Consider the following 20,450-nt stretch of genomic DNA (forward strand, 5'->3'; position numbering starts at 1 on the left):
TATTATTTAAGATTTTATTATATAAAAATTATTAGAATTTTAAGAAACTTTTTACCTTATTCTTAATTCTTCTAATTTTTTTGATTTTATTCATTTCTTTAACTGCTTCATCAATCTGATTATTTGACAAATGCCTGGCCAAACCATTGAAAATTCTTTCATCAAGATTTGGAGAAATAAGTAGCTCCCTTTTAAGAATCGGGTTAATAGCTATCAGCAGCTCCCTCTTATCATCATCGGAAATATTGCTTTTGACTAGATTTGTCAGGAAATAAACAAAATGCTTTTTGAAAACCAGGTCAAAATACTCTTCCTTATTTAAATTGGACAGCAATTCTTCAGTTTTATAATATCCTTCAATCATTTTGGAAAATATTAGCTTATTTCTTAAATGAATTGTAGATTTGTCCTCATCAGAATCCCTAATGGAGTAATTGTAACTATAGAAATCATCCAAATATATTGTTTTATTTGATAATAGAATTGCATGAATGAAGAGTTCCAAATCCTCTCCAAGCATTCCCTCCAAAAATGAGATGTTGTTGCTTGTTAAAAACTCCTTTCTAAACAGCTTTGTCCATATGCTTGGGCTTAATTCGAACAATCTCAAATCCTCTTCAACATTTCCAATTATGATATTCTCCCCATCAAAAACTGTTTTTTCCTTATCTTTTCTATCTGGATAAACCCTAAAGTAGTTTGTAAAAACCAGATCTGCACCATTTGATGTTATCTCATCGTACATTCTTTCAAATGCACCCTCATTGTAAGTATCATCATGATCGCAGAAAATGACAAACTCCCCCTTAGCCATGTCCAACCCAATATTACGGCCCCTACCAGGAAAACCGGAATTCTCCTTCAATTTAACGACAGAAACATTGCTGTAAGAATCCAATTCACTTAAAATAGCTAATGTTTCTTCATCTGGAGAATTGTCATCAACGAAAATAACTTCAATATTCTCAAAGCCCATGGTTTGGCTTTTGATAGAATCAAATAAATCATAAATGCCTTTGCCAGTATTATAGGTTGGTACAACAACGGTTATCTTATAGTTATTCATATTATCTGGAAAACTTATTTTTTATTCTTTTGAACAAACCTTTTCTATGGTTCATATTGTCCTGGTTTTTTGCAATTTCTCTTGATTCCGCAACGGCTTGGTCGAAATCCCCATTTAAAATATATTTTACCAATTTATTATATTTTCCTTTAAAATAAGGATCCTCCCTGTAATATTTTTTAAAGATAATCTGTGCCCTTTTAAACAGTTCAAATCTGTCCTCATCAGATATCTCGCTTAAAACAATTGTATAAATCCAAGAAGTCAAATGCTTTTTAAATATGTTTTTGCCGTATTCTGGATAATTTTCATCCAGCCACTTGCAAATTTCAAAATAGCCGTCCAGAATAGCCTCAATATACTTCCTGTTTCTCAGGTGAATTGTGGACCTGTCCCCTTCAGAATCCCTGATGCTGTAGTTGTAGGCATAGGTATTAGGCAGATAAACAATATTTTTGGCCTTGAAATTAGCTAATGTTGCAACATAAACATCCTCACAAAGCATCCCCTCCAAAAAGAAGATATCATTGCTTGTTAAAAACTCCTTTCTAAACATCCTTGTCCAAATTGCTGCAGGAATTTGAAATATATCCAAATCATCTTTAAAACTTTCAATCGTTATTCTTTCCTTAATTCCTGAATTAAAATGATTAATCTTTCCTTTGTTAACCTGATTGAAATTGGCTACAACCATGTCAGAATCATTGAAAACCATTTCTTCATACATCTTTTCAAATGCGTCCTCATTGTAGGTGTCATCATGATCGGAAAAAATGACAAACTCTCCCTGAGCCATGCCCAAACCAATATTACGGCCCCTACCAGGAAAACCGGAATTCTCCTTCAACTTAACGACGGAAACGTTGTCAAATGTATTTAGCTTATCCAAAATGTCCAAGGTAAGGTCATCGGATGAATTGTCATCGACGAAAATAACCTCTATATTTTCAAAGCCAAGAGTTTGAGCCCTTATTGAATCAAATAAATCATACAGCCTATGGCCAGTATTGTATGTTGGAATTACAACAGTTATTTTCATTGAATCCCCTCATAGATTTCATTGTACTCGCCAATCATTTCATCAAAGCTTTTTAAATCTACCTTTGAAATGTTATTGGCTTTCTTTTCATAATCCTCTTTTGAAATATTGATTATCCTGTTATAAATATCTGCAGAATCCCTATGATTCACTATCCAGCCAATGTCATACTTTTCAACCCTTTCCTTTTGGGCCCCCAAATCAGTAGCTATAATTGGAATTCCAGTGGAAATTGCTTCAGTTAATGTATGGGAATAGGTTTCGGGGCAAACTGACATTATACCAATAAAATTTGGACTTATCTCTTTTACAATGTTTCCAAAATCCTCACGTTTGTATCTGCCATGGTTAACTCCAAAGCTAAGGTTTGGAATTGTAGTTCCCATAAAATGAAATTCTATTCTGTTGTCATCAACCTTGTTTAAAGATTCAATTAAAAGGGAACCCTTGTGCTGGGAAATGAATCCTGGAAATAGAATTCTAATCTTATCTTCAGGAAATGTCGGATTTGCAGTTATCTTTTCAATATCCCTTCCGTGTTCGATTACTCTAAAATTTGATAACTTAGGATAAAATTTTCTATAGAGCTCCAATGATGATTCTGATGGGAAGATATTCAGATATGCTCCATCAAGTGCCTTTAGACAGTGCCTGCGCCATATTTCAACCACTTCATCTAACTTTCCCTCATCGTCAATATCGATAGCACAATTGCTGCAGCAGTCCAAATTGCAGAAATTCAAATTCCTGTCTAAAAGATGGATTGAAGGGCAGCAATAGTAGAAGTCATGTACACTAATCAAATATTCAATATCGAATTCGTCAGCTAATTTAAAAATATCAAAGCTATTGTTGATTAAATGATTGATATGAATAATGTCTATGTCTAATTTTGACAAGATTTCAGCATAAATATCATGCAAATCCTCATTGAATAGGCTTTCTTCAAAATTTTTGGAAATGATTTTGGAGCTCTTATCCAGATCTATCAAAGCATGGATGTTTGAAGTTTCAACTTTCCATTGGGCCATCTTGTCTAGCTTATCGGAATATTCCCATAACTCCACTTCTTCGCCAGAGGATGTTAAAATGAACTTTTTATAGTTGTCTCCCAATGATTTTATTATATCAAGACTTGTGAATCCTGTTCCACCTACATTACTTATCTTTTCATGGAGAATAAATAGAATGGCCTTTTTGGAATCGTTTCTAAAATCAGATAAGTTAAAATCTTCGAGCTTATAGCTATAACCCTTATTTCGACCTATCAACGCATAGTGGATTAACGGATTTATGTCAACATCATATTTATTTGCATAAAAAGCACCGTCAAAATCCTCATTTGGCCTTTTTCCTTCATCAAAGCCAAAAAACAGGTAGTGCAAAAGCGGATCCATAGAAGATGTCTTGGGATACTTTTCCAAATAAAACCCCTCATCAAAGAGATTTTGATCTTTAATTGCCTTATAGCCTTCATAAATGAATTTAGCTTCATTCTTATCATTTACTTTTTTTGAGATATATAAAAAAGGCAATCTGGAAAATAATCTATTCTTAAAATTCATAAAAATCTGTTACTCTTGATTATAGCTAAAAATTACAATTAAGATTATTTTATTAATATTAATTAAATATATTGAAAAAAAAGTTTATAAAAAAGTTTTTAAACTAGTATTTAGATTAAAAACTCCTTTATTTAAATTAAACCTACTGCACTCAACATGGATTGAAGACCTAAAAGAAATATCGCAAGACCTCCAACGAATGTTATGAGATTTGCATGCTTAAGAGCCGCTTTAGTACCAAATGTACCTACAGCCAACCACATAACTACGAAAATAAGACTTAAAATTCCTACAACTAAAGGATCAAGATGTAAAACTACTCCCTGAGAAGCTAAAATTAAGTTTTCAATGTTTCCAAGCAATAATAATCCTAAAAACTGTTTAAATTCACCTGCCATATTATCACCTGTTCCTCTCCTCTACATATTCTTCAATAATCTCCTCTTCAGTTTCAACATCTTTTCTAGCATCAAGCATTGCTTGAATACCTAAGACAAATATTGCCAAACCACCAATGAATTCTATTATATTAGAATATTGTAATGCTATTTGAGTACCGAAAGTACCTACAATTAACCACAGAATAACACAGAGAATACTTAAAATACTTAACCTAAGAGGTTTTGCACCAGCAACAACTCCCTGAGAAGCTAAAACTAAGTTTTCGATATTACCGAAAATCAATAATCCTAATAACGGCAAATATGCTGCTAAAAATTCTAACATTTAACCACCATTTTAATATATCCCTATCAGTACGGAAAGTATCTTCCATACTAACAATACTTATTATTAAACATTCAAAGTATATAAATTAATATGGAATAACAGGATTAATTTATAAATAAAAATATTAATTGCAATTTTTCATGATTGCATTTATAAAGAATCTTCCTAAAAAAATTTATTTTTGATAATGGATTTGACAGTGCCGACAAATTTATTTTTTTTCCTAAGCAGCTCCTTCAATTCCAAATCATTGAGCAAATTTAAGCTAAAACTGAATTTAATATAAGAAATTAAGTCAAAATCCCCTGTTAAAATATACATTGGGTCATGAGTATTGAAATATTGATATATATCATCTAGGCCATTGTCACAATTTGAAGATGCAATCTTAATTTTTCTACAGTCGGATTCAATATTAGAAATATGTACCTTAACGTATTCATCGCTGATTGGATCGAAACGTAACCTCCTAACATTTTCAAATGAATTTAAATTAAAAGAAATCTCATTCTCCTCCTCATTGTTGAAAACGACTTCAATTGACTCGTTTTCATTAAAACCATTGCCCGTATCAACATAAAGTTTGGCCACGCCTATGAGTCTTGATTTATTGTATTCTTCATACTTGTCAAGGAATTCCTGCGCACCATACTTGCCCAAATCAAGAATGTCTTCACCGTACAATAATTTAGAAGAGTTTAACTCGTTGTAAAATTCAATATCCTGTTTAGAAATATCTCCAAGATTATTGAGAGAGTTGACTATTTTCAATTTTTCATCTGAAGACCAATCATAATGATATAGCCAGAATAAGATATCATCCATGAATTTTAAAATTAGCAGCCGGATATATTTGCCTTCCTTTTGATAAACATCAGCCAAGTCAAAAAGTTCCCCAATGGAAATTGCCAGGTCCAATGGGCTTTTAAGAGTGATTTTGCTTGTAACCGATTCGGAATTTTTTCTATAGAAATATCCAATGTTTTCTGACAGGAAAGTTCTCCTTGAATTTAATAATGATTCAACGCTCATGATATTGTCATCATAAGAAATGTCTGAAAAGTTCAAAAACCCATATAAGCTTTTATGAAATATTTTACTTCCTGTGGATGTGGCATAAATCAAGGCAGGCATTTCAGATATTGATTCGATTATTTGATTTTTAGCAATATTTGGCTTATGGATTGACTCTTCATCTATCGGATACAATTTCCAATTAAACAATAATAAATCGCAATTGTTATCTTTAATAAGATTTAAAGAGCTTTTTAATGCATCTTTTTCCAGAAAATCATCACTATCCAAAAAAGTAAGATAATCAGAAGTCACATGTTTAATTCCAGTATTTTTAGCAGCTCCAGCACCTTTATTTTCTTCGTGACTGATTATTTTAAATGATGGATATTTATTTGCATATTCATTTAGAATATCTAAAGATTTATCAGTACTCTTGTCATTGACTGCTATTACTTCAATATTTTCAATACCTATTGTCTGATTTACAACACTATCCAAACATTCTTTAAGATATTTTTCCTGATTATACACTGGAATTACAACACTAATCTGAGAAGACACGCTATACCCCTTAAAGTTAATTATCCCAAATACATTTTTCTGTAATATTCCTGATATTCGCCTGATTTAACCTGTTCAATCCACTCTTGATTATCCAAATACCATTGAATGGTTTCTTTAATTCCCTCTTCAAAAGTGTATTTAGGTTTCCATCCAAGTTCCTCTTGAATTTTAGTAGAGTCAATTGCATAGCGCCTATCATGACCCAATCTATCCTTTACAAATTTTATTAAAGATTCATCTTTACCCAAATCCTTTAAAATCAGTTTGACAATGTCAATATTTTGTTTTTCATTGTTCCCGCCAATATTATAGACTTCACCTGCATTTGCATCATGCAATACTAAATCAACAGCTGTACAATGATCATAAACATGCAGCCAGTCACGTATGTTCTTTCCATCCCCATAAACAGGAAGAGACTTATCTTCAAGGGCGTTTGAAATCATTAGCGGAATTAGCTTTTCAGGAAATTGGTAAGGACCATAATTGTTGGAACAGCGAGTGATATTTACAGGCATTCCGAAAGTATTATGGTAAGAGCGTACAATCAAGTCCGCACCCGCCTTAGAAGCGGAATATGGGCTATTTGGTTTTAGTGGAGAGTCTTCTGTAAAGTATCCTTCAGGTCCTAAACTTCCATAAACTTCGTCTGTGGATATCTGAACATATTTTTCCACATTAGCCTTGCGAGCTGCGTCTAAAAGAACCTGGGTTCCCAAAACATTGGATTTGACAAAAATTTCAGGATCTTCAATGCTTCTGTCCACATGGCTTTCAGCTGCAAAATTTACGACATAGTCACAATCCTTCATTACATCTGAAACCAAGTCCTTATCAGCGATGTTACCCTTAACAAAGCTATAATTACTATTAAACTCGATATCTTTAAGATTTTCAAGATTTCCGCAATAGGTAAGCAAATCTAAATTAACAATTTCATAATCAGGATATTTGTCTGCAACATATCTTACAAAATTGCTGCCGATAAATCCTGCCCCGCCAGTAATCAATATTTTAGTCAATTAAATCACCTTAAAACTAATTGGATTTTCATCTAAGGTCAGCCATTTTTCATCCTTTTCAGACAATATAATTTCATCAATACCCTCTAAAGGCCATTCAACAGCTATAGATTCATCATTCCACTTAATACCTCCTTCATCGTCACCATGATAGAAGTCAGTGCATTTGTATACGAACTCTGCTTCATCTGATAGCACTAAAAATCCATGTGCAAATCCTTCTGGAATGAATAGCTGTTTTTTATTTTCTTCTGACAATATTGCTCCAAACCATTGCCCATAAGTTTTTGAGCCTTCTCTCAAGTCAACCCCAACGTCAAAAACCTCTCCTTTAATTACACGAACAAGTTTTCCTTGAGGATAATTGATTTGAAAATGAAGTCCTCTTAAAACTCCTTTTGATGATTTTGATTGATTGTCTTGCACAAATGTCAAATCATGCCCTGCATTTTTAAAGTCTGCCTCATTATATGTTTCCATAAAAGAGCCTCTGTTATCTTCAAATACCGCAGGTTCTACTAAAAACATTCCATCTATATCCGTATCTGTGAATTTAAATTGTCCCATGTTATCTTTCCGCTAAGTTAAATAAATACTGACCATAGTCAGTTTTCTTGAGTTCTTCTGCTGTTTTTAAAAGTTGTTCTTTTGATATATAACCTTTGTTGTATGCAATCTCTTCAAGACATGCAACATAAAGCCCTTGTCTTTTTTGAATTGTTTCAATAAAGTTAGATGCCTCCAATAATCCATCATGAGTCCCTGTATCTAACCATGCCATTCCCCTTCCAAGAAGCTCCACATTTAATTTATTTCTATTGAGGTATTCCTCGTTAACTGATGTTATTTCTACTTCTCCTCTTCTAGAAGGCTTTACGTTTTTTGCTATTTCGATTACATCATTGTCATAGAAATAAAGTCCCGGAACTATGTAATTTGATTTAGGTTTTTCTGGTTTTTCCTCTATTGAAAGAACTTTTCCATCTTCATTAAATTCAACAACGCCAAAGGCCTCAGGATTATTGGTATAATATCCGAATACAACAGCTCCTTCATCTAATTCGCAGGATCTTTCCAATATTTCTGTGAATCTATGGCCATGAAAAATATTGTCTCCTAAAATAAGAGCTACCTTATCATCACCTATAAACTCCTCTCCAATTATAAATGCTTCTGCAAGACCATTTGGATTTTCTTGAACTTCATAGCTAAATTTAATACCTAATCTACTTCCATCACCCAATAAATCCTTAAACATAGGCAAATCTCTTGGAGTGGATATTATTAATATATCTTTAATTCCTGCCAACATCAGAACAGAAATTGGGTAATAAATCATTGGTTTGTCGTAAATAGGAATTAGTTGTTTAGATATTGCCTTGGTGATTGGATATAAACGAGTTCCAGACCCTCCAGCAAGCACAATTCCCTTCATCAAATACCTCCATTTAAAATATCAATATAATCTTTAATTGCGTCCTTATAACTTCTTAAAGGTTCAAATCCATTTTCAACCCATTTTCTATTATCCAAAACTGAATAGGATGGTCTTGGAGCGGGCCTTGCAAATTCCTTAGCTGTTACAGGAGTCACTTCAACATCAACATCTGCCAATTCAAATATTAATTTTGCAAATTCAAACCATGAACAGCTGTCTGAATTTGTAACATGATAAATTCCATAGTTATCAGTTTTTATCAATTCAGAAATCGCTTTGGCCAAATCAAGAGTATATGTTGGACTTCCAACCTCATCATAAACTACAGTGAGAGTATCGTGTTCTTTTGCCAACTCCAACATTGTCTTGGGAAAATTTCCCCCATTGCAACCATATAGCCAAGCAGTTCTAATAATGAAATATTTATCTAAAATAGAGAGAATAGCTTCTTCACCTTTAAGCTTGCTTTTCCCATAGATACTCATAGGACCCAATTCATCATTTTCAAGCCTAGGAGTATCCTTATCCCCCTTAAAAACATAATCTGTACTTATATGAACTAAAACACTATCGGTTTCCTTACAAGCCAATGCAAGATTTTTAACTCCATCCCCATTAACAGCATAAGCCATTTCCTGATTTGTTTCACAATCGTCAACATTAGTATAAGCCGCTGAATTTATAACAACATCAGGCTTTTCTTTTCCAATAAAATTAATTACATCATCCCTATTTGTAATATCTAATGTTTTAGATGTAGTATTGATTAAAACATTATCTTCATGAAATACTTCAATTAAATCATGCCCCAACATACCATTAGAACCTGTAATTAAAATTTTCATAATATCTCCTTCTATAAAAATTAATATATACAGTTATGTATATATAATTAAATTATAATATTTATCTTAATTATTTAGGAGCTTATTAGATGAAAATTTGTATTATCGGACAAGGATATATAGGACTCCCAACCGCCGCTTTATTTACAACTAAAGACTGTAATGTGGTTGGAGTAGACATTAATGAAGAAGTAGTTAATAAATTAAATAAAGGTGAAATTCACATTGAAGAGCCAGGATTGAAAGAAATTATTAAAAAAGCGGTGGCTGAAAATAAATATCATGCATCATTGACTCCTGAAAAGGCCGACGCTTACATAATAACAGTCCCAACCCCTTACATTAGTGAAAATTACAGCTGTGACTTAAGTTATGTGAAAAGCGCATGCGAATCAATATTGCCTTATTTAGAAAAAGGAAATACAATCATTATTGAATCTACAATAGCTCCAATGTCTACTGATAATGAAATTAAACCTATTTTTGAAAATGAAGGATTTACAGTTGGGAAAGACATCTATCTTGCTCACTGCCCTGAAAGAGTGCTTCCTGGAAAAATAATGTATGAACTTGTCCATAATGATCGTATTGTTGGTGGAATTACACCAGAATGTTCTAAAAAGGCCATTGAAGTTTATGGTCAATTTGTGGAAGGAGAATTGATGGAAACTGAAGCTAAAACAGCAGAAATGTCCAAATGTATGGAAAATACTTTCAGAGATGTAAATATTGCTCTTGCAAATGAACTTGCAAAAATAGGTGCTGAAATCGGAGTAAATGCTCTTGAAGTAATAAAACTTGCAAATAAACACCCAAGAGTAAACATACATACACCAGGTCCTGGTGTTGGAGGCCATTGTCTTGCTATTGACCCTTATTTCATTTATGCAAAAGCTCCAGAAACTGCAAAAATAATCAAGCTATCAAGAGATACAAACAATAGCATGCCTGATTTTGTAGTGGAAAATATCAAAAAAATAATTCCTGAAGGAAAAATAGCCATATTTGGTCTTTCCTATAAAGGAAATACTGATGACGATAGAGAAAGCCCATCTTACGAAATAATAGCTAAGCTAGAGAATTTGGGATATGAAATAACCACATATGATCCTCATATAAATCCTGATAGTAATCTAAATGAAGCAATTAAAGATTCTGAATTAATCGTAATTCTATCAGACCATGACGAATTCAAAGAATTAGACTATGATTTAATAAAAGAAGAGATGGAAAATCCAATAATATTAGATACCAAATCCATAATTCAAGATGTTCCCAAAGGAATAACTCTTTACAACTATGGAAATCTATATGAACTTCAAGGATAGGTTTTAAAATGGCCGAAAGTGGAATTTGGAATAAAATTCTAAACCATCCTCTGGGAGATATGGACGTTGGAATATCTCCAGATAGGTTAATGGCATTAACAGACGGCGTATTTGCAATAGCTATAACGCTTCTTATTTTAGGAATAGCATTGCCAACGTCAATATTTGCAAATTCCGAGTCTATGGTAAACTTCTTGCATTCAACTTTAAATCGTTTGATTACAGTAATTATTAGTTTTATTATTCTAGGAGAATATTGGATACAGCACCATAATTTTATAAAATTAAGACGTATCAATATTCCTTTTTTATGGTTAAACATATTCTATTTACTTTTTATTATGTTCATCCCATTTACAACTTCAATCATATGCCAATACAATGAATTTACAGTATCTGAAGTTCTATTTGGAATTGATATTACGCTTACCTCAGTTATTTCTTTAATTATGTACTGGTATGCCTTAAAAACAGATTTATTAAAGGATGAAGAAAACGAAGTTGAAAAAAGATATGCCTTAAAATCATTATCTTCCTTAATTTATATTACAGTAATAATCGACTTATTAATGTATTTTGTCTCACCACAATTATTAGTTTTATTTTTAATTATTCCGTTATATTCTATATTTTTAGCTGTAAAGAAAGAAAAAACCTTAAATGATGAAAAATTAGAAATTTATGAAAAACCACATATTTTGGCCAATATTAAAAAAGACAAAATAATACAGTTCATGCTCTCTTCTAAAATTGAAGATTACATCAATACAAATTATAAGAATTATGATGAATTAAGTAAAAATGAGAAGAAAGAGATAAAAAAAGAAGCTTTAGATGATTTGAAAATTCAATTGAATAAAATAATAGATGAAGGAAAAGAATCAATCGAAGATTAGAACTATTCCAATAATTAAAAAAAGATTTGAAATTTAAAAGTCAATAGATTGATCCGCTTGAATTTGATTACCATTCCAAGCTTTTAAAGTAGTCCATTCTTCATATGGAGCTACCCAAAACTGATCATTTTGTGGCAATCCCAAAGGTAAGAAAACTGCACAACATGCATAAAGTCCACCGGTACTCATATTTTTTTCAGCAGCATTTATTTGACTACCATTAATTCCAATTCTTAACCAATTTCCTTCAGTGAAATTATGATTATCCTGAAATTGAGTTCTTAAGACTTGTGTTAAAGCTGATCTAACCTGAGCAGGACGTATGTTAGACGGCAATATTCTAAGAAGTGTTGCTTGTGACAAACTGTGGAAAACTCCAGCTCTAGAAGTTAAAGCTTCGCCAATAAGTGGATATGTTCCTGTAGGTGAAATAGAACGTTCCAACTGAGATGCCAATCTACTTGTTCTCATAAGCTGTTTATTTAAAAATTCGTTTCCATCCACATTATATTTTCTCATGACCATTAAAATATCATTTAACATTGGATGAATAATCATACTATTTTCATATCCTGCTTTGAATTGATTTCCATCTTTATAAAGACCATCGCCAATATACCATTCATCCCAAAATTTAAGCAAACCATATTCCAAACGTTCAAAATCACATTCACCAGTTAAATCTAAAAGTGTAGCTTCAATCATTGAAGTATAAAGCAGCCAATGATTTTCATATGGAGCAATGATTCTAGTATTCTTAAGTTCTGCTGCAACTCTAGCTTGAACATCTAATGGTAAATTTAACCAAATTTTATGTTGACATCTTAATAAACCTTGAGCAAAGAACGCCGCATTTACTAATGACTGTTTAGGTTCTGTAAAACTTAAATAATCATTACTATTTGGATTAACAATATTTTCTATAGATCTTAAAGTCAAGCCTACATATTTTTCACGCAAATTTCCTTCATTTGACCTATCCATAGGCAAATTTAACCAAGGTGCAATACCATTAAATACTCTTGAAAATGCTTCAAAAGGTGAAAACTTTTCCATTTCACTACCTAAAGATTCATAAGGCATGTTTTTTCTTAATTCACCTTTTTTTAAATTAGACAAAACCGGATAAGATATTCTTTGCATTATTTCAATCCAAAAATTTCTATCTTCCCAAATTGGAGTCGGTTCTTGAAAAGTAGGTTCAACAAAATCCGCTTTATTTTTCTTAAAACGTCCAAAAATAGAATTGCTCATAGTAGTATATTTTATTATACATAATATATAAATCTTAATAATGTATATTTTTTAAAAAAAATATTTTTAAAAATTAATGATAATTTAAATTTTATAAGAGGTTTAATTATGCCAAAAACAATGTCAGAAAAAATATTAGCTAGAGCTAGTGGTAAAGACGAAGTTGAGGCTGGAGATATTGTAATTGCAAACATTGATGTTGCAATGACACACGATTTAACAGGCCCTCTTGCAGTACAATCATTTAATGAAATTGGAACTGAAAAAGTATGGGACCCTTCAAAAATTGTAATTCCATTTGATCATCAAGTGCCAGCAGATTCTATTGACTCAGCTAATAATCATATTGTAATGAGAAAATTCGTAGAAGAACAAGGTATTGAAAATTTCTATGACGTTAACGCAGGAGTATGTCATCAAATTTTACCAGAATTAGGACATGTAGTTCCTGGAGAAGTTATTGTAGGGGCAGACTCACACACCTGTACTCATGGTGCATTAGGTGCATTTTCAACCGGTATTGGATCTACAGATATGGCAATGGTATTTTCTGAAGGAACCCTCTGGTTTAAAGTCCCTGAAACCAACAGGTTCGAAATAACTGGTGAATTAAAAGATAATGTTTATGCTAAGGATGTTATTTTAAATATTATTGGGCAAATGGGAGTTGATGGTTCAACTTACAAAGCTTGTGAGTTCGGTGGAGAAACCGTATCAAACATGACTGTTTCCGATAGGATGGTTCTTACAAATATGGCTATTGAAATGGGTGGAAAAACCGGTTTAGTGGAACCTGACGAAAAAACCATAAAATATGTGGAAAGTCGTTCAAATAAACCTTACAAAGTATTTAAAAGTGATAAAGATGCTGACTCAATGACTGTTTATGACATTGACGTGAGCGATTTAGAGCCACAAGTAGCTTGCCCACACCATGTTGACAATGTAAAACCAGTTAGCGAAGTGGATCAGGAAATCGACCAAGTTTTCTTAGGTTCCTGTACTAACGGAAGACTTAGCGATTTAAGAGATGCTGCTAAGATATTAAAAGGAAAACAAATAGCTAAAGGAACAAGAATGTTGGTTATTCCTGCTTCAAAAGAAGTTTACAGTAAAGCACTTGATGAAGGATTACTTAGAATATTTGTTGATGCCGGTGCTCTCGTATCAGCTCCATGCTGTGGTCCTTGTTTAGGTGGCCATACTGGAATTATTGGTCCAGATGAAGTAAGTCTTTCTACATCAAACAGAAACTTCAAAGGAAGACAAGGAAGCCCTGACGGAAAAGTTTATTTATCTTCTGCTGCAGTAGCTGCTGCATCTGCACTTGAAGGAAGAATTGTTGTACCAGAGTGAGTGACATGAAAGGAAAAGTTTGGAAATTTGGAAACGATATTGATACTGATATTATTCTTCCTGGTAGATATTTGATTTACACAGATGAAGAAAGATTATCTCAACATTGTATGGAAGGTTTAGATGAAGATTTTAATGAAAAATGTAACCCTGGAGACTTTATAGTGGCTGGAAATAATTTCGGTTGCGGATCTTCACGTGAACACGCACCAATTGCTCTTAAAGGGCTAGGCGTTGCAGCTGTAATTGCAGAATCTTTTGCAAGAATCTTTTATAGAAACTCTACAAATGTGGGAGTGCCATTGCTTGAAGCTCCTGGAATAACTAAACTTGTAGAGGAAGGAGAAGAAATTGAAGTAGATATGGAGAAAGGAACAATCACATCTGAAAGCGGTGAAACAATTACCTTTAAAAAATTACCTCCATTCATGTTAGAAATTTTAGAAAAAGGTGGGTTAATTGAGTACCTCAAGCAAAAAAAACAATAAATACCAAATAGCAGTTGTTCCTGGAGATGGGATAGGTCAAGAAGTAATGGAAGCTACATTATCTGTATTGGATGGTCTTGACTTGGATTTTGATTATGTATTTGGAGAGGCTGGTGATGAATGCCTTGAGAAAAATGGAGTCCCTCTTCCAGAAGAAACACTTGACATTATTAGAAATGCAGATGCGTGTTTATTTGGAGCTGCAGGGGAAAGTGCAGCAAATGTAATTGTAAAAATACGTCAGGAAATGAAAATGTTTGCAAATTTAAGGCCTGTAAAATCATATCCAAACACCAAATCTTTGTTTAGTGGTGTGGACTTTATGATTGTACGTGAAAACACAGAAGGCATGTATATTGCAGACGAAGAAGAATATACTCCAGAAGGAGCTATAGCAAAACGTATAATCACTCGTGCAGCTGAAGAACGTATTATTAGATATGCTTTTGAGTATGCAAAAGAAAACAACAAAGGTAAAGTGACAGCTGTTCACAAAGCAAACGTTCTTAAGAAAAGTGATGGACTATTTAAGGAAATATTCTATGAAGTAGCTAAAGAATATCCAGAAATCGAAACCGAAGATTTCTATGTTGATGCTACAGCAATGTATCTTATTACAAACCCTCAAAGCTTTGAAGTTATCGTGACTACTAACTTGTTTGGAGATATTTTGTCTGATGAAGGTGCAGGAGTCGTTGGAGGTCTTGGATTATTACCTTCAGCTAACATTGGTGAAGAAGGAGCATTGTTTGAACCTGTACATGGATCAGCACCAGATATTGCAGGACAGAAAAAGGCAAATCCTACAGCTATGCTTCTCTCCGCTGTAATGATGCTTAGATACATTGGTGAAAATGAAGCAGCTGATAAATTAGATGCTGCAATCCTAAAAGTTTTAACCGAAGGAAAAGTGTTGACTGGGGATTTAGGCGGAAATGCGAATACCTTTGAAATGGCAGATGCAATTAAAGAGAATTTATAAGTGATCAAATGATATCAACTGTAGAATTAAAAGATGGAGTAAGTGTAATTGTTCCTACTTCAAACAAGGAGGACAATATTAAACCTCTTTTAAATTCTCTTGAAGAGCAAACCCTAGATAACGAATTATTTGAAATCATTTTCATTCAAGACAAAGGCAATTCCAAGTTAATTGAAGAGTTTAAATCAAAAAATCCTGAAATTAACATAATCCTAGCCAACAGTGAACCGGGATTATCCCAAGCATACAATGAAGGCATTTCATTAGCAGGTAGGGAATATACTACATTCATTGATTATAAGGACTACATCAGTCCAAAATATCTTGAAATGCTCTTTAAAAATGCTAAAAACAATAGAATTGTAATTCCAACACTTATGGATGTTAATGAAGAAACCGGAGAAGTTAGGAATACTTATTTTACTTCACCTAGTCTTGAAAAGGGAGGGTTAATAAAAAATCCTTTTTCCAATAAGTTATCAGGCACAATACACATACCAATGAAGTTAATTCCTACAGTTAGTATCAAATATACTTCTTTTAATACAAACAACAACGAAGATCTTCAGTATTATGTTAAATTATACTCAAGACATGATTTTGAATTCTATATATTGGATAAAAATGACGAGGCATTCTACTACAAATTGTTAGAAAAGCCTAATTATGAAAATAATATCAGAAAGCCTCTAGAGAACATAAAGGAATTCAATAAGCAATTATCCAGTACCGCCAATGAAGAATTGATTAAAAGTCTGATAGATTCACAGATACTATTTATGAATAAATATTTATTTGAGTATCCTGAGGATTTGGAGAAGGTTATGCTTGAAGTTTATGATTATGAATTCAAATATTTCTCCTACAAGCTATTAAACGAAAATCCATCAAACATAAACAAACCAATCAATGAACTTGTAATCTCATATGCGTTTGCACCAACAAGTACAACATCAAGTAATGACGTGGCCAAAAAGATTTTAAAAAGCAAGGAAAATGTTGATGTAATCTGCGGAACACTCTTCAATGAGCCAAAAGACGAGTCAATGGCTAAAATCGTTGAAGAATATGTGGACAAGAAGATGTTGGTGGATTTGGATGACTACCACTTCTATTCCGGAGGAAAAAAATTTGGAAAGGAAGGATTGAAAATACTAAATGAACAACCGACTTATGATAATATCTATAGCTGCGTGCAGTTCGTTCCGGCCCATTATCTAGGATACTTGTACAAAATATCCCATGATACATTTTGGACTGCTGAATTCTCAGATCCTATTATTCGTCATTTTAATGCAGGGTTAATGAGTTCACCAATAAATGATCAGGACCTTGTAGATGAAATTAATGAAACCATACCTGACGGATTTGACAAGGTAAAAGTCACTGACACAGTAAACGAAATAATTGAATATATAACTTATATCTTTGCAGATAGGATTATTTTTACAAATGAAAAGCAGATGGAGCTGATGGTTAACGATTTTCCAAAGCTAAAGGAAATGGTCATTGAAAAATCCATTACGAAAAGGCATCCTACCCTAGAGGAAAAATATTATTATATCGGGAAAAGCGATTATGAATTAGACGATGATTATGTTAATTTTGCTTATTTCGGAGTTTTATATGAAAATAGAAGCTTTGAAGAGTTTATAAATGGTTTTGATAGTTTACCTGATGAATATAAGGAAAAATTTAGATTGCACGTATTCAGTCCCGATAGGGAAATATTTGAAGAGGTCTTAAGCGAAGAGCTTCTTGAAAAAACCGTAATAAACGACCCCATCAACTATTTCGAATTTTTAAATCTGACAACAAAAATGGACATATTGCTTGTAGAGGACAGTACCGTAGCTGGATTATATGATTTCAATCCTTACTTGCCATCTAAAGTATCAGATTATAAAGGAACAAATGTTGATATCTGGGCAGTCTGTGATGAAGACAGCATTATGTCCCACATGGCCGAAATTAAATATAAATCTTCTATGAACAACATCAATTCTGCAAAAAGCGTCTTGAATCAGATAATGAGTGATAAGTTAGGAGAAAAAATAAATAATGATGATCTAACCGACGAAGAATTATTTAAATATTATAAAGTCAGGCATTCCCATTTGGTAACTAAGCTGAGTCAATTGAATAATATAAAGAACAATGAAATTTCACAGAAAAATTCATTATTGCAGGAAAAAAATAAGTTAAGCTCTGAAAAAAAGGCATTGCTTGCCGAAAAAGAAAAATGGAAGAAGGAAAAAGAAGATTTAATTAAAGAAAGAAATGCATTAAAATCACAAAATACATTTTATGAAGCTAGAATTGAAGAATATAAGAACTATACTGAATATTTAAGAAAATGGATGAGGCCTCGTTTTGTATTTACTGCATTAAAAAAAGTCAGAAGCTTATATAGGAAATTAAAGAATTAAAATTAAAATACTAGCTATCAAATGTAAAAATGGTGAAGGGTATGAGTTTGGAATTGAAAAAAGGTGTTAGTGTAGTTGTGCCAACATATAAGGGTGAAAACCACATAAGTGTTCTTTTAGATTCTTTAAAAGAACAAACATTGGAAAATGATTTATTTGAAGTGATTTTTGTTGTTAATGGTCCGGAAGATGAAACACCAAACATAATCAAAAAATTCCAAAAAGAAAACCCTGACTTTAATATTGTATTAACTAAAAGTGAAAAAGGAGCGGCCTATGCCCGTAACAAAGGTATTTTTGAAGCTAAAAGAGAATACATTACCTTTGTAGATGACGATGATCGTATAACTCCAAATTATCTTAAAAAGTTCTTTGAGAAGGCTAAACCCAATAGGGTGGTTATTGGAACTTTTCTAGATATCGATGAAGATACAGGTGAAGTTAAGGAGTCCTACATCAGCGGACCTCTTCTTAAAAGAAGTGGAATGATTAATGATGCATACTCTACTTTAACTAGTGCTCTTGTTATAATGACAGCGAAACTGATTCCGAGCAATGCTGTCAAGGATAACTTGTTTAATCCTGTTTTAAGCAATGGGGAAGATGTTGCATTCTATTCTTCATTGTATGCCAAAAATGACTTTGAGTTTTATCTTTTAGACAAAAGCGAAGATGCTGTTTATTATAGGCTTCTAAGATCAGATTCTGTATCAAGACAGGACATTACATATGAATTTAACATAAAAGATCGTTTGAAAGTTATTAAAGAGCTTAATAAATCACTTAGGATTGCTAAAAATCCAAAAGTGAAGATAATGATTAGGAATTTAATCACCTCACAGGTCTTATGGATGAACAAATATCTCTTTGAATACCCTGAGGATTTAGAAAGAGTCATGTATGCTGTGGACAAACAAGATTTCGATTATTTCCCTTACAAATATATAAATGAAGACCCAACACAGCTCAATAAACCAAATAGCGAATTGATAATATCCTATGCATTTGCACCAACAAGTACAACATCCAGTAATGTTATAGCTAAAAAGATCTTGCTAAATAAAAGAAATGTCAGTGTAATATGCGGAACACTTGACGATGAGCCTAAAGATGAATTATTGGGTAGGATTGTTGATGAATTTGTCACCGATAAGATGAAAATAGATATTGACGACTACTTTTTCTATTCTGACGGGAAAAAATTCGTGAAAAAAGGTTTGGAAATATTAAACAAAAAACCAACCTATGAAAAAATTTACAGTAGAGCACAATTTATCCCATCACATTTACTTGGATTTTTCTACAAAGCTACTCATGATACTTATTGGACAGCAGAATTTTCAGATCCAGTCATTTATACCTTGGAAGGAAAATATATGAGTAATTCCATTAATGATGAAGAATTAGTTGAAAAAATTAATAAAGCACTTCCTGATGGGTTTGACAAAGTAAAGATTACTGATACTGTAAACGAAATAGTGGAATATATCACATTCATACTTGCTGATGAAATTATCTTCACTAATGAAAATCAAAGGGAGATAATGCTTGAAGACTTCCCTAAGCTAAAGGAGATGGTTTATAATAAGTCCAAAGTAAGCAGGCATCCTACATTGGAAAAGAAATACTATTATCTTAGAAATAGTGACTATGAAATTGATAAAAACTATATTAATTTCGCTTACTTCGGCGTGGTCTACGGAAGCAGAAGCTTTGAAGAATTCATGGCAGGTTTTAATCATTTGAATGAGGAATTCAAAGACAATTTCCGCTTACACATATTTACACCAAATTCATTGATGTTTGAACAGATTTTAACCCCCGAAATTCTTGAAAAAACTAAAATAAACCCTCCTGTTGAATACTTCGAATTCCTAAACCTTACTACAAAAATGGACATATTGCTCGTGGAAGACGCTTCAACAAATGGCATATATGACATTAACCCATTTTTACCTTCCAAAATATCAGACTACAAAGGAAGCGGAAATGATATCTGGGCCATCTGTGAAAAGGGAAGCATAATGAATGGAATGGAGAACATAAAATACAAATCCAACATAAAAGACTTTAATTCTTCAAAAATGGCAATAAATCATATAATGGCCGATAAATTAGGAGTTGCAGTAAAAGTAGAAGAATTAAATGAATATGAAATCATAAAGTATTATCAGGAAAGACATGCCCACTTATTAAATAAGATGGTAGGCCTAGCTAGAACCGTAGAAACTTTAACACCAAAACAAAGATTCTACGAACGCAGAATTCAAGAATATAGAGAATATACAAATTACCTAAGAAAATGGATGAGACCACGTTTCATGTTTAAACTATTGAAAAAATTCAGAGATTACTTTAGAAAATTCAAGGGTTTGTTGAAGCGTGCAAAAAATAATTAAAAAAATATTAATAATCTAAAACTTATTATATTA

At 32.5% G+C, this 20,450-nt stretch carries 18 protein-coding genes; 7 read left to right on the forward strand and 11 right to left on the reverse strand.

The window, feature by feature from the left end; all coding sequences use genetic code 11:
- Nucleotides 1–31: 31 nt before the first annotated feature.
- The 10 genes from Q4P18_RS03880 to rfbD all read right to left on the reverse strand — a co-directional run bounded on the left by Q4P18_RS03880 (nt 32) and on the right by rfbD (nt 9,285).
- The gene (locus tag Q4P18_RS03880) at nt 32–1,066 is read right to left on the reverse strand and encodes a glycosyltransferase family 2 protein (RefSeq protein ID WP_303335821.1); all 1,035 of its coding nucleotides are present in this window, start codon (nt 1,064–1,066) and stop codon (nt 32–34) included.
- 1 nt (nt 1,067) lies between these two features.
- Nucleotides 1,068–2,105, reverse strand: coding sequence for a glycosyltransferase family 2 protein (locus Q4P18_RS03885; RefSeq protein WP_303335824.1), 1,038 nt, complete (start codon nt 2,103–2,105; stop codon nt 1,068–1,070).
- A complete protein-coding gene (locus Q4P18_RS03890) occupies nt 2,102–3,670 on the reverse strand; it encodes a glycosyltransferase (protein WP_303335826.1) in 1,569 nt (522 codons plus the stop codon). The genes Q4P18_RS03885 and Q4P18_RS03890 overlap by 4 nt, the downstream gene beginning before the upstream one ends.
- Before the next feature lie 131 nt (nt 3,671–3,801).
- Nucleotides 3,802–4,068 (reverse strand): hypothetical protein, encoded by a 267-nt coding sequence (locus tag Q4P18_RS03895; RefSeq protein WP_303335829.1) that lies wholly within the window; start codon nt 4,066–4,068, stop codon nt 3,802–3,804.
- Nucleotides 4,069–4,072: 4 nt separating this feature from the next.
- On the reverse strand, nt 4,073–4,396 hold the full coding sequence (locus tag Q4P18_RS03900; RefSeq protein ID WP_303335832.1) for a hypothetical protein: 324 nt from the start codon (nt 4,394–4,396) through the stop codon (nt 4,073–4,075).
- Between the two features lie 168 nt (nt 4,397–4,564).
- On the reverse strand, nt 4,565–5,977 hold the full coding sequence (locus Q4P18_RS03905; protein ID WP_303335835.1) for a glycosyltransferase family 2 protein: 1,413 nt from the start codon (nt 5,975–5,977) through the stop codon (nt 4,565–4,567).
- Nucleotides 5,978–5,997: 20 nt separating this feature from the next.
- A complete protein-coding gene (gene rfbB / locus Q4P18_RS03910) occupies nt 5,998–7,002 on the reverse strand; it encodes a dTDP-glucose 4,6-dehydratase (protein ID WP_303335836.1) in 1,005 nt (334 codons plus the stop codon).
- Entirely contained in the window at nt 7,003–7,569 is a 567-nt protein-coding gene (rfbC, locus tag Q4P18_RS03915) for a dTDP-4-dehydrorhamnose 3,5-epimerase (RefSeq protein ID WP_303335839.1), read from the reverse strand.
- A 1-nt stretch (nt 7,570) separates the two neighbouring features.
- Nucleotides 7,571–8,437: a glucose-1-phosphate thymidylyltransferase RfbA gene (gene rfbA / locus Q4P18_RS03920; RefSeq protein WP_303335841.1), complete on the reverse strand. Its 867-nt coding sequence runs from the start codon at nt 8,435–8,437 to the stop codon at nt 7,571–7,573.
- Nucleotides 8,437–9,285: a dTDP-4-dehydrorhamnose reductase gene (rfbD, locus tag Q4P18_RS03925; protein ID WP_303335844.1), complete on the reverse strand. Its 849-nt coding sequence runs from the start codon at nt 9,283–9,285 to the stop codon at nt 8,437–8,439. The genes rfbA and rfbD overlap by 1 nt, the downstream gene beginning before the upstream one ends.
- Nucleotides 9,286–9,374: 89 nt before the next feature.
- Here rfbD and Q4P18_RS03930 point away from each other — a divergent pair, with 89 nt between their 5' ends.
- Both Q4P18_RS03930 and Q4P18_RS03935 read left to right on the forward strand, forming a co-directional pair.
- Nucleotides 9,375–10,613, forward strand: coding sequence for a nucleotide sugar dehydrogenase (locus Q4P18_RS03930; protein ID WP_303335846.1), 1,239 nt, complete (start codon nt 9,375–9,377; stop codon nt 10,611–10,613).
- Between the two features lie 8 nt (nt 10,614–10,621).
- Entirely contained in the window at nt 10,622–11,509 is an 888-nt protein-coding gene (locus tag Q4P18_RS03935; protein ID WP_303335848.1) for a TMEM175 family protein, read from the forward strand.
- Nucleotides 11,510–11,542: 33 nt separating this feature from the next.
- Here Q4P18_RS03935 and Q4P18_RS03940 read toward each other — a convergent pair whose 3' ends face one another.
- Nucleotides 11,543–12,763, reverse strand: coding sequence for a DUF2264 domain-containing protein (locus Q4P18_RS03940; RefSeq protein WP_303335851.1), 1,221 nt, complete (start codon nt 12,761–12,763; stop codon nt 11,543–11,545).
- 108 nt (nt 12,764–12,871) lie between these two features.
- On the opposite strand from Q4P18_RS03940, the gene hacA reads away from it, so the two are divergent.
- From hacA to Q4P18_RS03965, 5 genes are read left to right on the forward strand one after another with little or no spacing between them, the layout of a single operon-like run.
- Nucleotides 12,872–14,119: a homoaconitase large subunit gene (gene hacA / locus Q4P18_RS03945; RefSeq protein ID WP_303335854.1), complete on the forward strand. Its 1,248-nt coding sequence runs from the start codon at nt 12,872–12,874 to the stop codon at nt 14,117–14,119.
- 5 nt (nt 14,120–14,124) lie between these two features.
- On the forward strand, nt 14,125–14,607 hold the full coding sequence (locus tag Q4P18_RS03950; RefSeq protein WP_303335857.1) for a 3-isopropylmalate dehydratase small subunit: 483 nt from the start codon (nt 14,125–14,127) through the stop codon (nt 14,605–14,607).
- A complete protein-coding gene (locus tag Q4P18_RS03955; protein ID WP_303335860.1) occupies nt 14,579–15,589 on the forward strand; it encodes an isocitrate/isopropylmalate family dehydrogenase in 1,011 nt (336 codons plus the stop codon). Before Q4P18_RS03950 ends, Q4P18_RS03955 begins: the two co-directional genes overlap by 29 nt.
- 8 nt (nt 15,590–15,597) lie before the next feature.
- Nucleotides 15,598–18,018, forward strand: coding sequence for a glycosyltransferase family 2 protein (locus tag Q4P18_RS03960; RefSeq protein ID WP_303335863.1), 2,421 nt, complete (start codon nt 15,598–15,600; stop codon nt 18,016–18,018).
- Nucleotides 18,019–18,059: 41 nt separating this feature from the next.
- Nucleotides 18,060–20,417, forward strand: a complete 2,358-nt coding sequence (locus Q4P18_RS03965; RefSeq protein WP_303335866.1) for a glycosyltransferase family 2 protein — start codon at nt 18,060–18,062, stop codon at nt 20,415–20,417.
- The last annotated feature ends 33 nt before the right edge of the window (nt 20,418–20,450 follow it).

The organism is Methanobrevibacter sp., from assembly GCF_030539665.1.
Classification (GTDB): domain Archaea; phylum Methanobacteriota; class Methanobacteria; order Methanobacteriales; family Methanobacteriaceae; genus Methanocatella.

Bases quoted from the DNA above. Each gene is read 5' to 3' on its own strand.
- Q4P18_RS03895 (WP_303335829.1), bottom strand. From the start codon at position 4,068: ATGGCAGGTGAATTTAAACAGTTTTTAGGATTATTATTGCTTGGAAAC.
- rfbA (WP_303335841.1), bottom strand. From the start codon at position 8,437: ATGAAGGGAATTGTGCTTGCTGGAGGGTCTGGAACTCGTTTATATCCA.
- Q4P18_RS03930 (WP_303335846.1), top strand. From the start codon at position 9,375: ATGAAAATTTGTATTATCGGACAAGGATATATAGGACTCCCAACCGCC.
- Q4P18_RS03900 (WP_303335832.1), bottom strand. From the start codon at position 4,396: ATGTTAGAATTTTTAGCAGCATATTTGCCGTTATTAGGATTATTGATT.
- Q4P18_RS03885 (WP_303335824.1), bottom strand. From the start codon at position 2,105: ATGAAAATAACTGTTGTAATTCCAACATACAATACTGGCCATAGGCTG.
- Q4P18_RS03960 (WP_303335863.1), top strand. From the start codon at position 15,598: ATGATATCAACTGTAGAATTAAAAGATGGAGTAAGTGTAATTGTTCCT.
- rfbC (WP_303335839.1), bottom strand. From the start codon at position 7,569: ATGGGACAATTTAAATTCACAGATACGGATATAGATGGAATGTTTTTA.
- Q4P18_RS03890 (WP_303335826.1), bottom strand. From the start codon at position 3,670: ATGAATTTTAAGAATAGATTATTTTCCAGATTGCCTTTTTTATATATC.
- Q4P18_RS03880 (WP_303335821.1), bottom strand. From the start codon at position 1,066: ATGAATAACTATAAGATAACCGTTGTTGTACCAACCTATAATACTGGC.
- Q4P18_RS03965 (WP_303335866.1), top strand. From the start codon at position 18,060: ATGAGTTTGGAATTGAAAAAAGGTGTTAGTGTAGTTGTGCCAACATAT.
- Q4P18_RS03940 (WP_303335851.1), bottom strand. From the start codon at position 12,763: ATGAGCAATTCTATTTTTGGACGTTTTAAGAAAAATAAAGCGGATTTT.
- Q4P18_RS03935 (WP_303335848.1), top strand. From the start codon at position 10,622: ATGGCCGAAAGTGGAATTTGGAATAAAATTCTAAACCATCCTCTGGGA.
- Q4P18_RS03950 (WP_303335857.1), top strand. From the start codon at position 14,125: ATGAAAGGAAAAGTTTGGAAATTTGGAAACGATATTGATACTGATATT.
- hacA (WP_303335854.1), top strand. From the start codon at position 12,872: ATGCCAAAAACAATGTCAGAAAAAATATTAGCTAGAGCTAGTGGTAAA.
- rfbD (WP_303335844.1), bottom strand. From the start codon at position 9,285: ATGAAAATTTTAATTACAGGTTCTAATGGTATGTTGGGGCATGATTTA.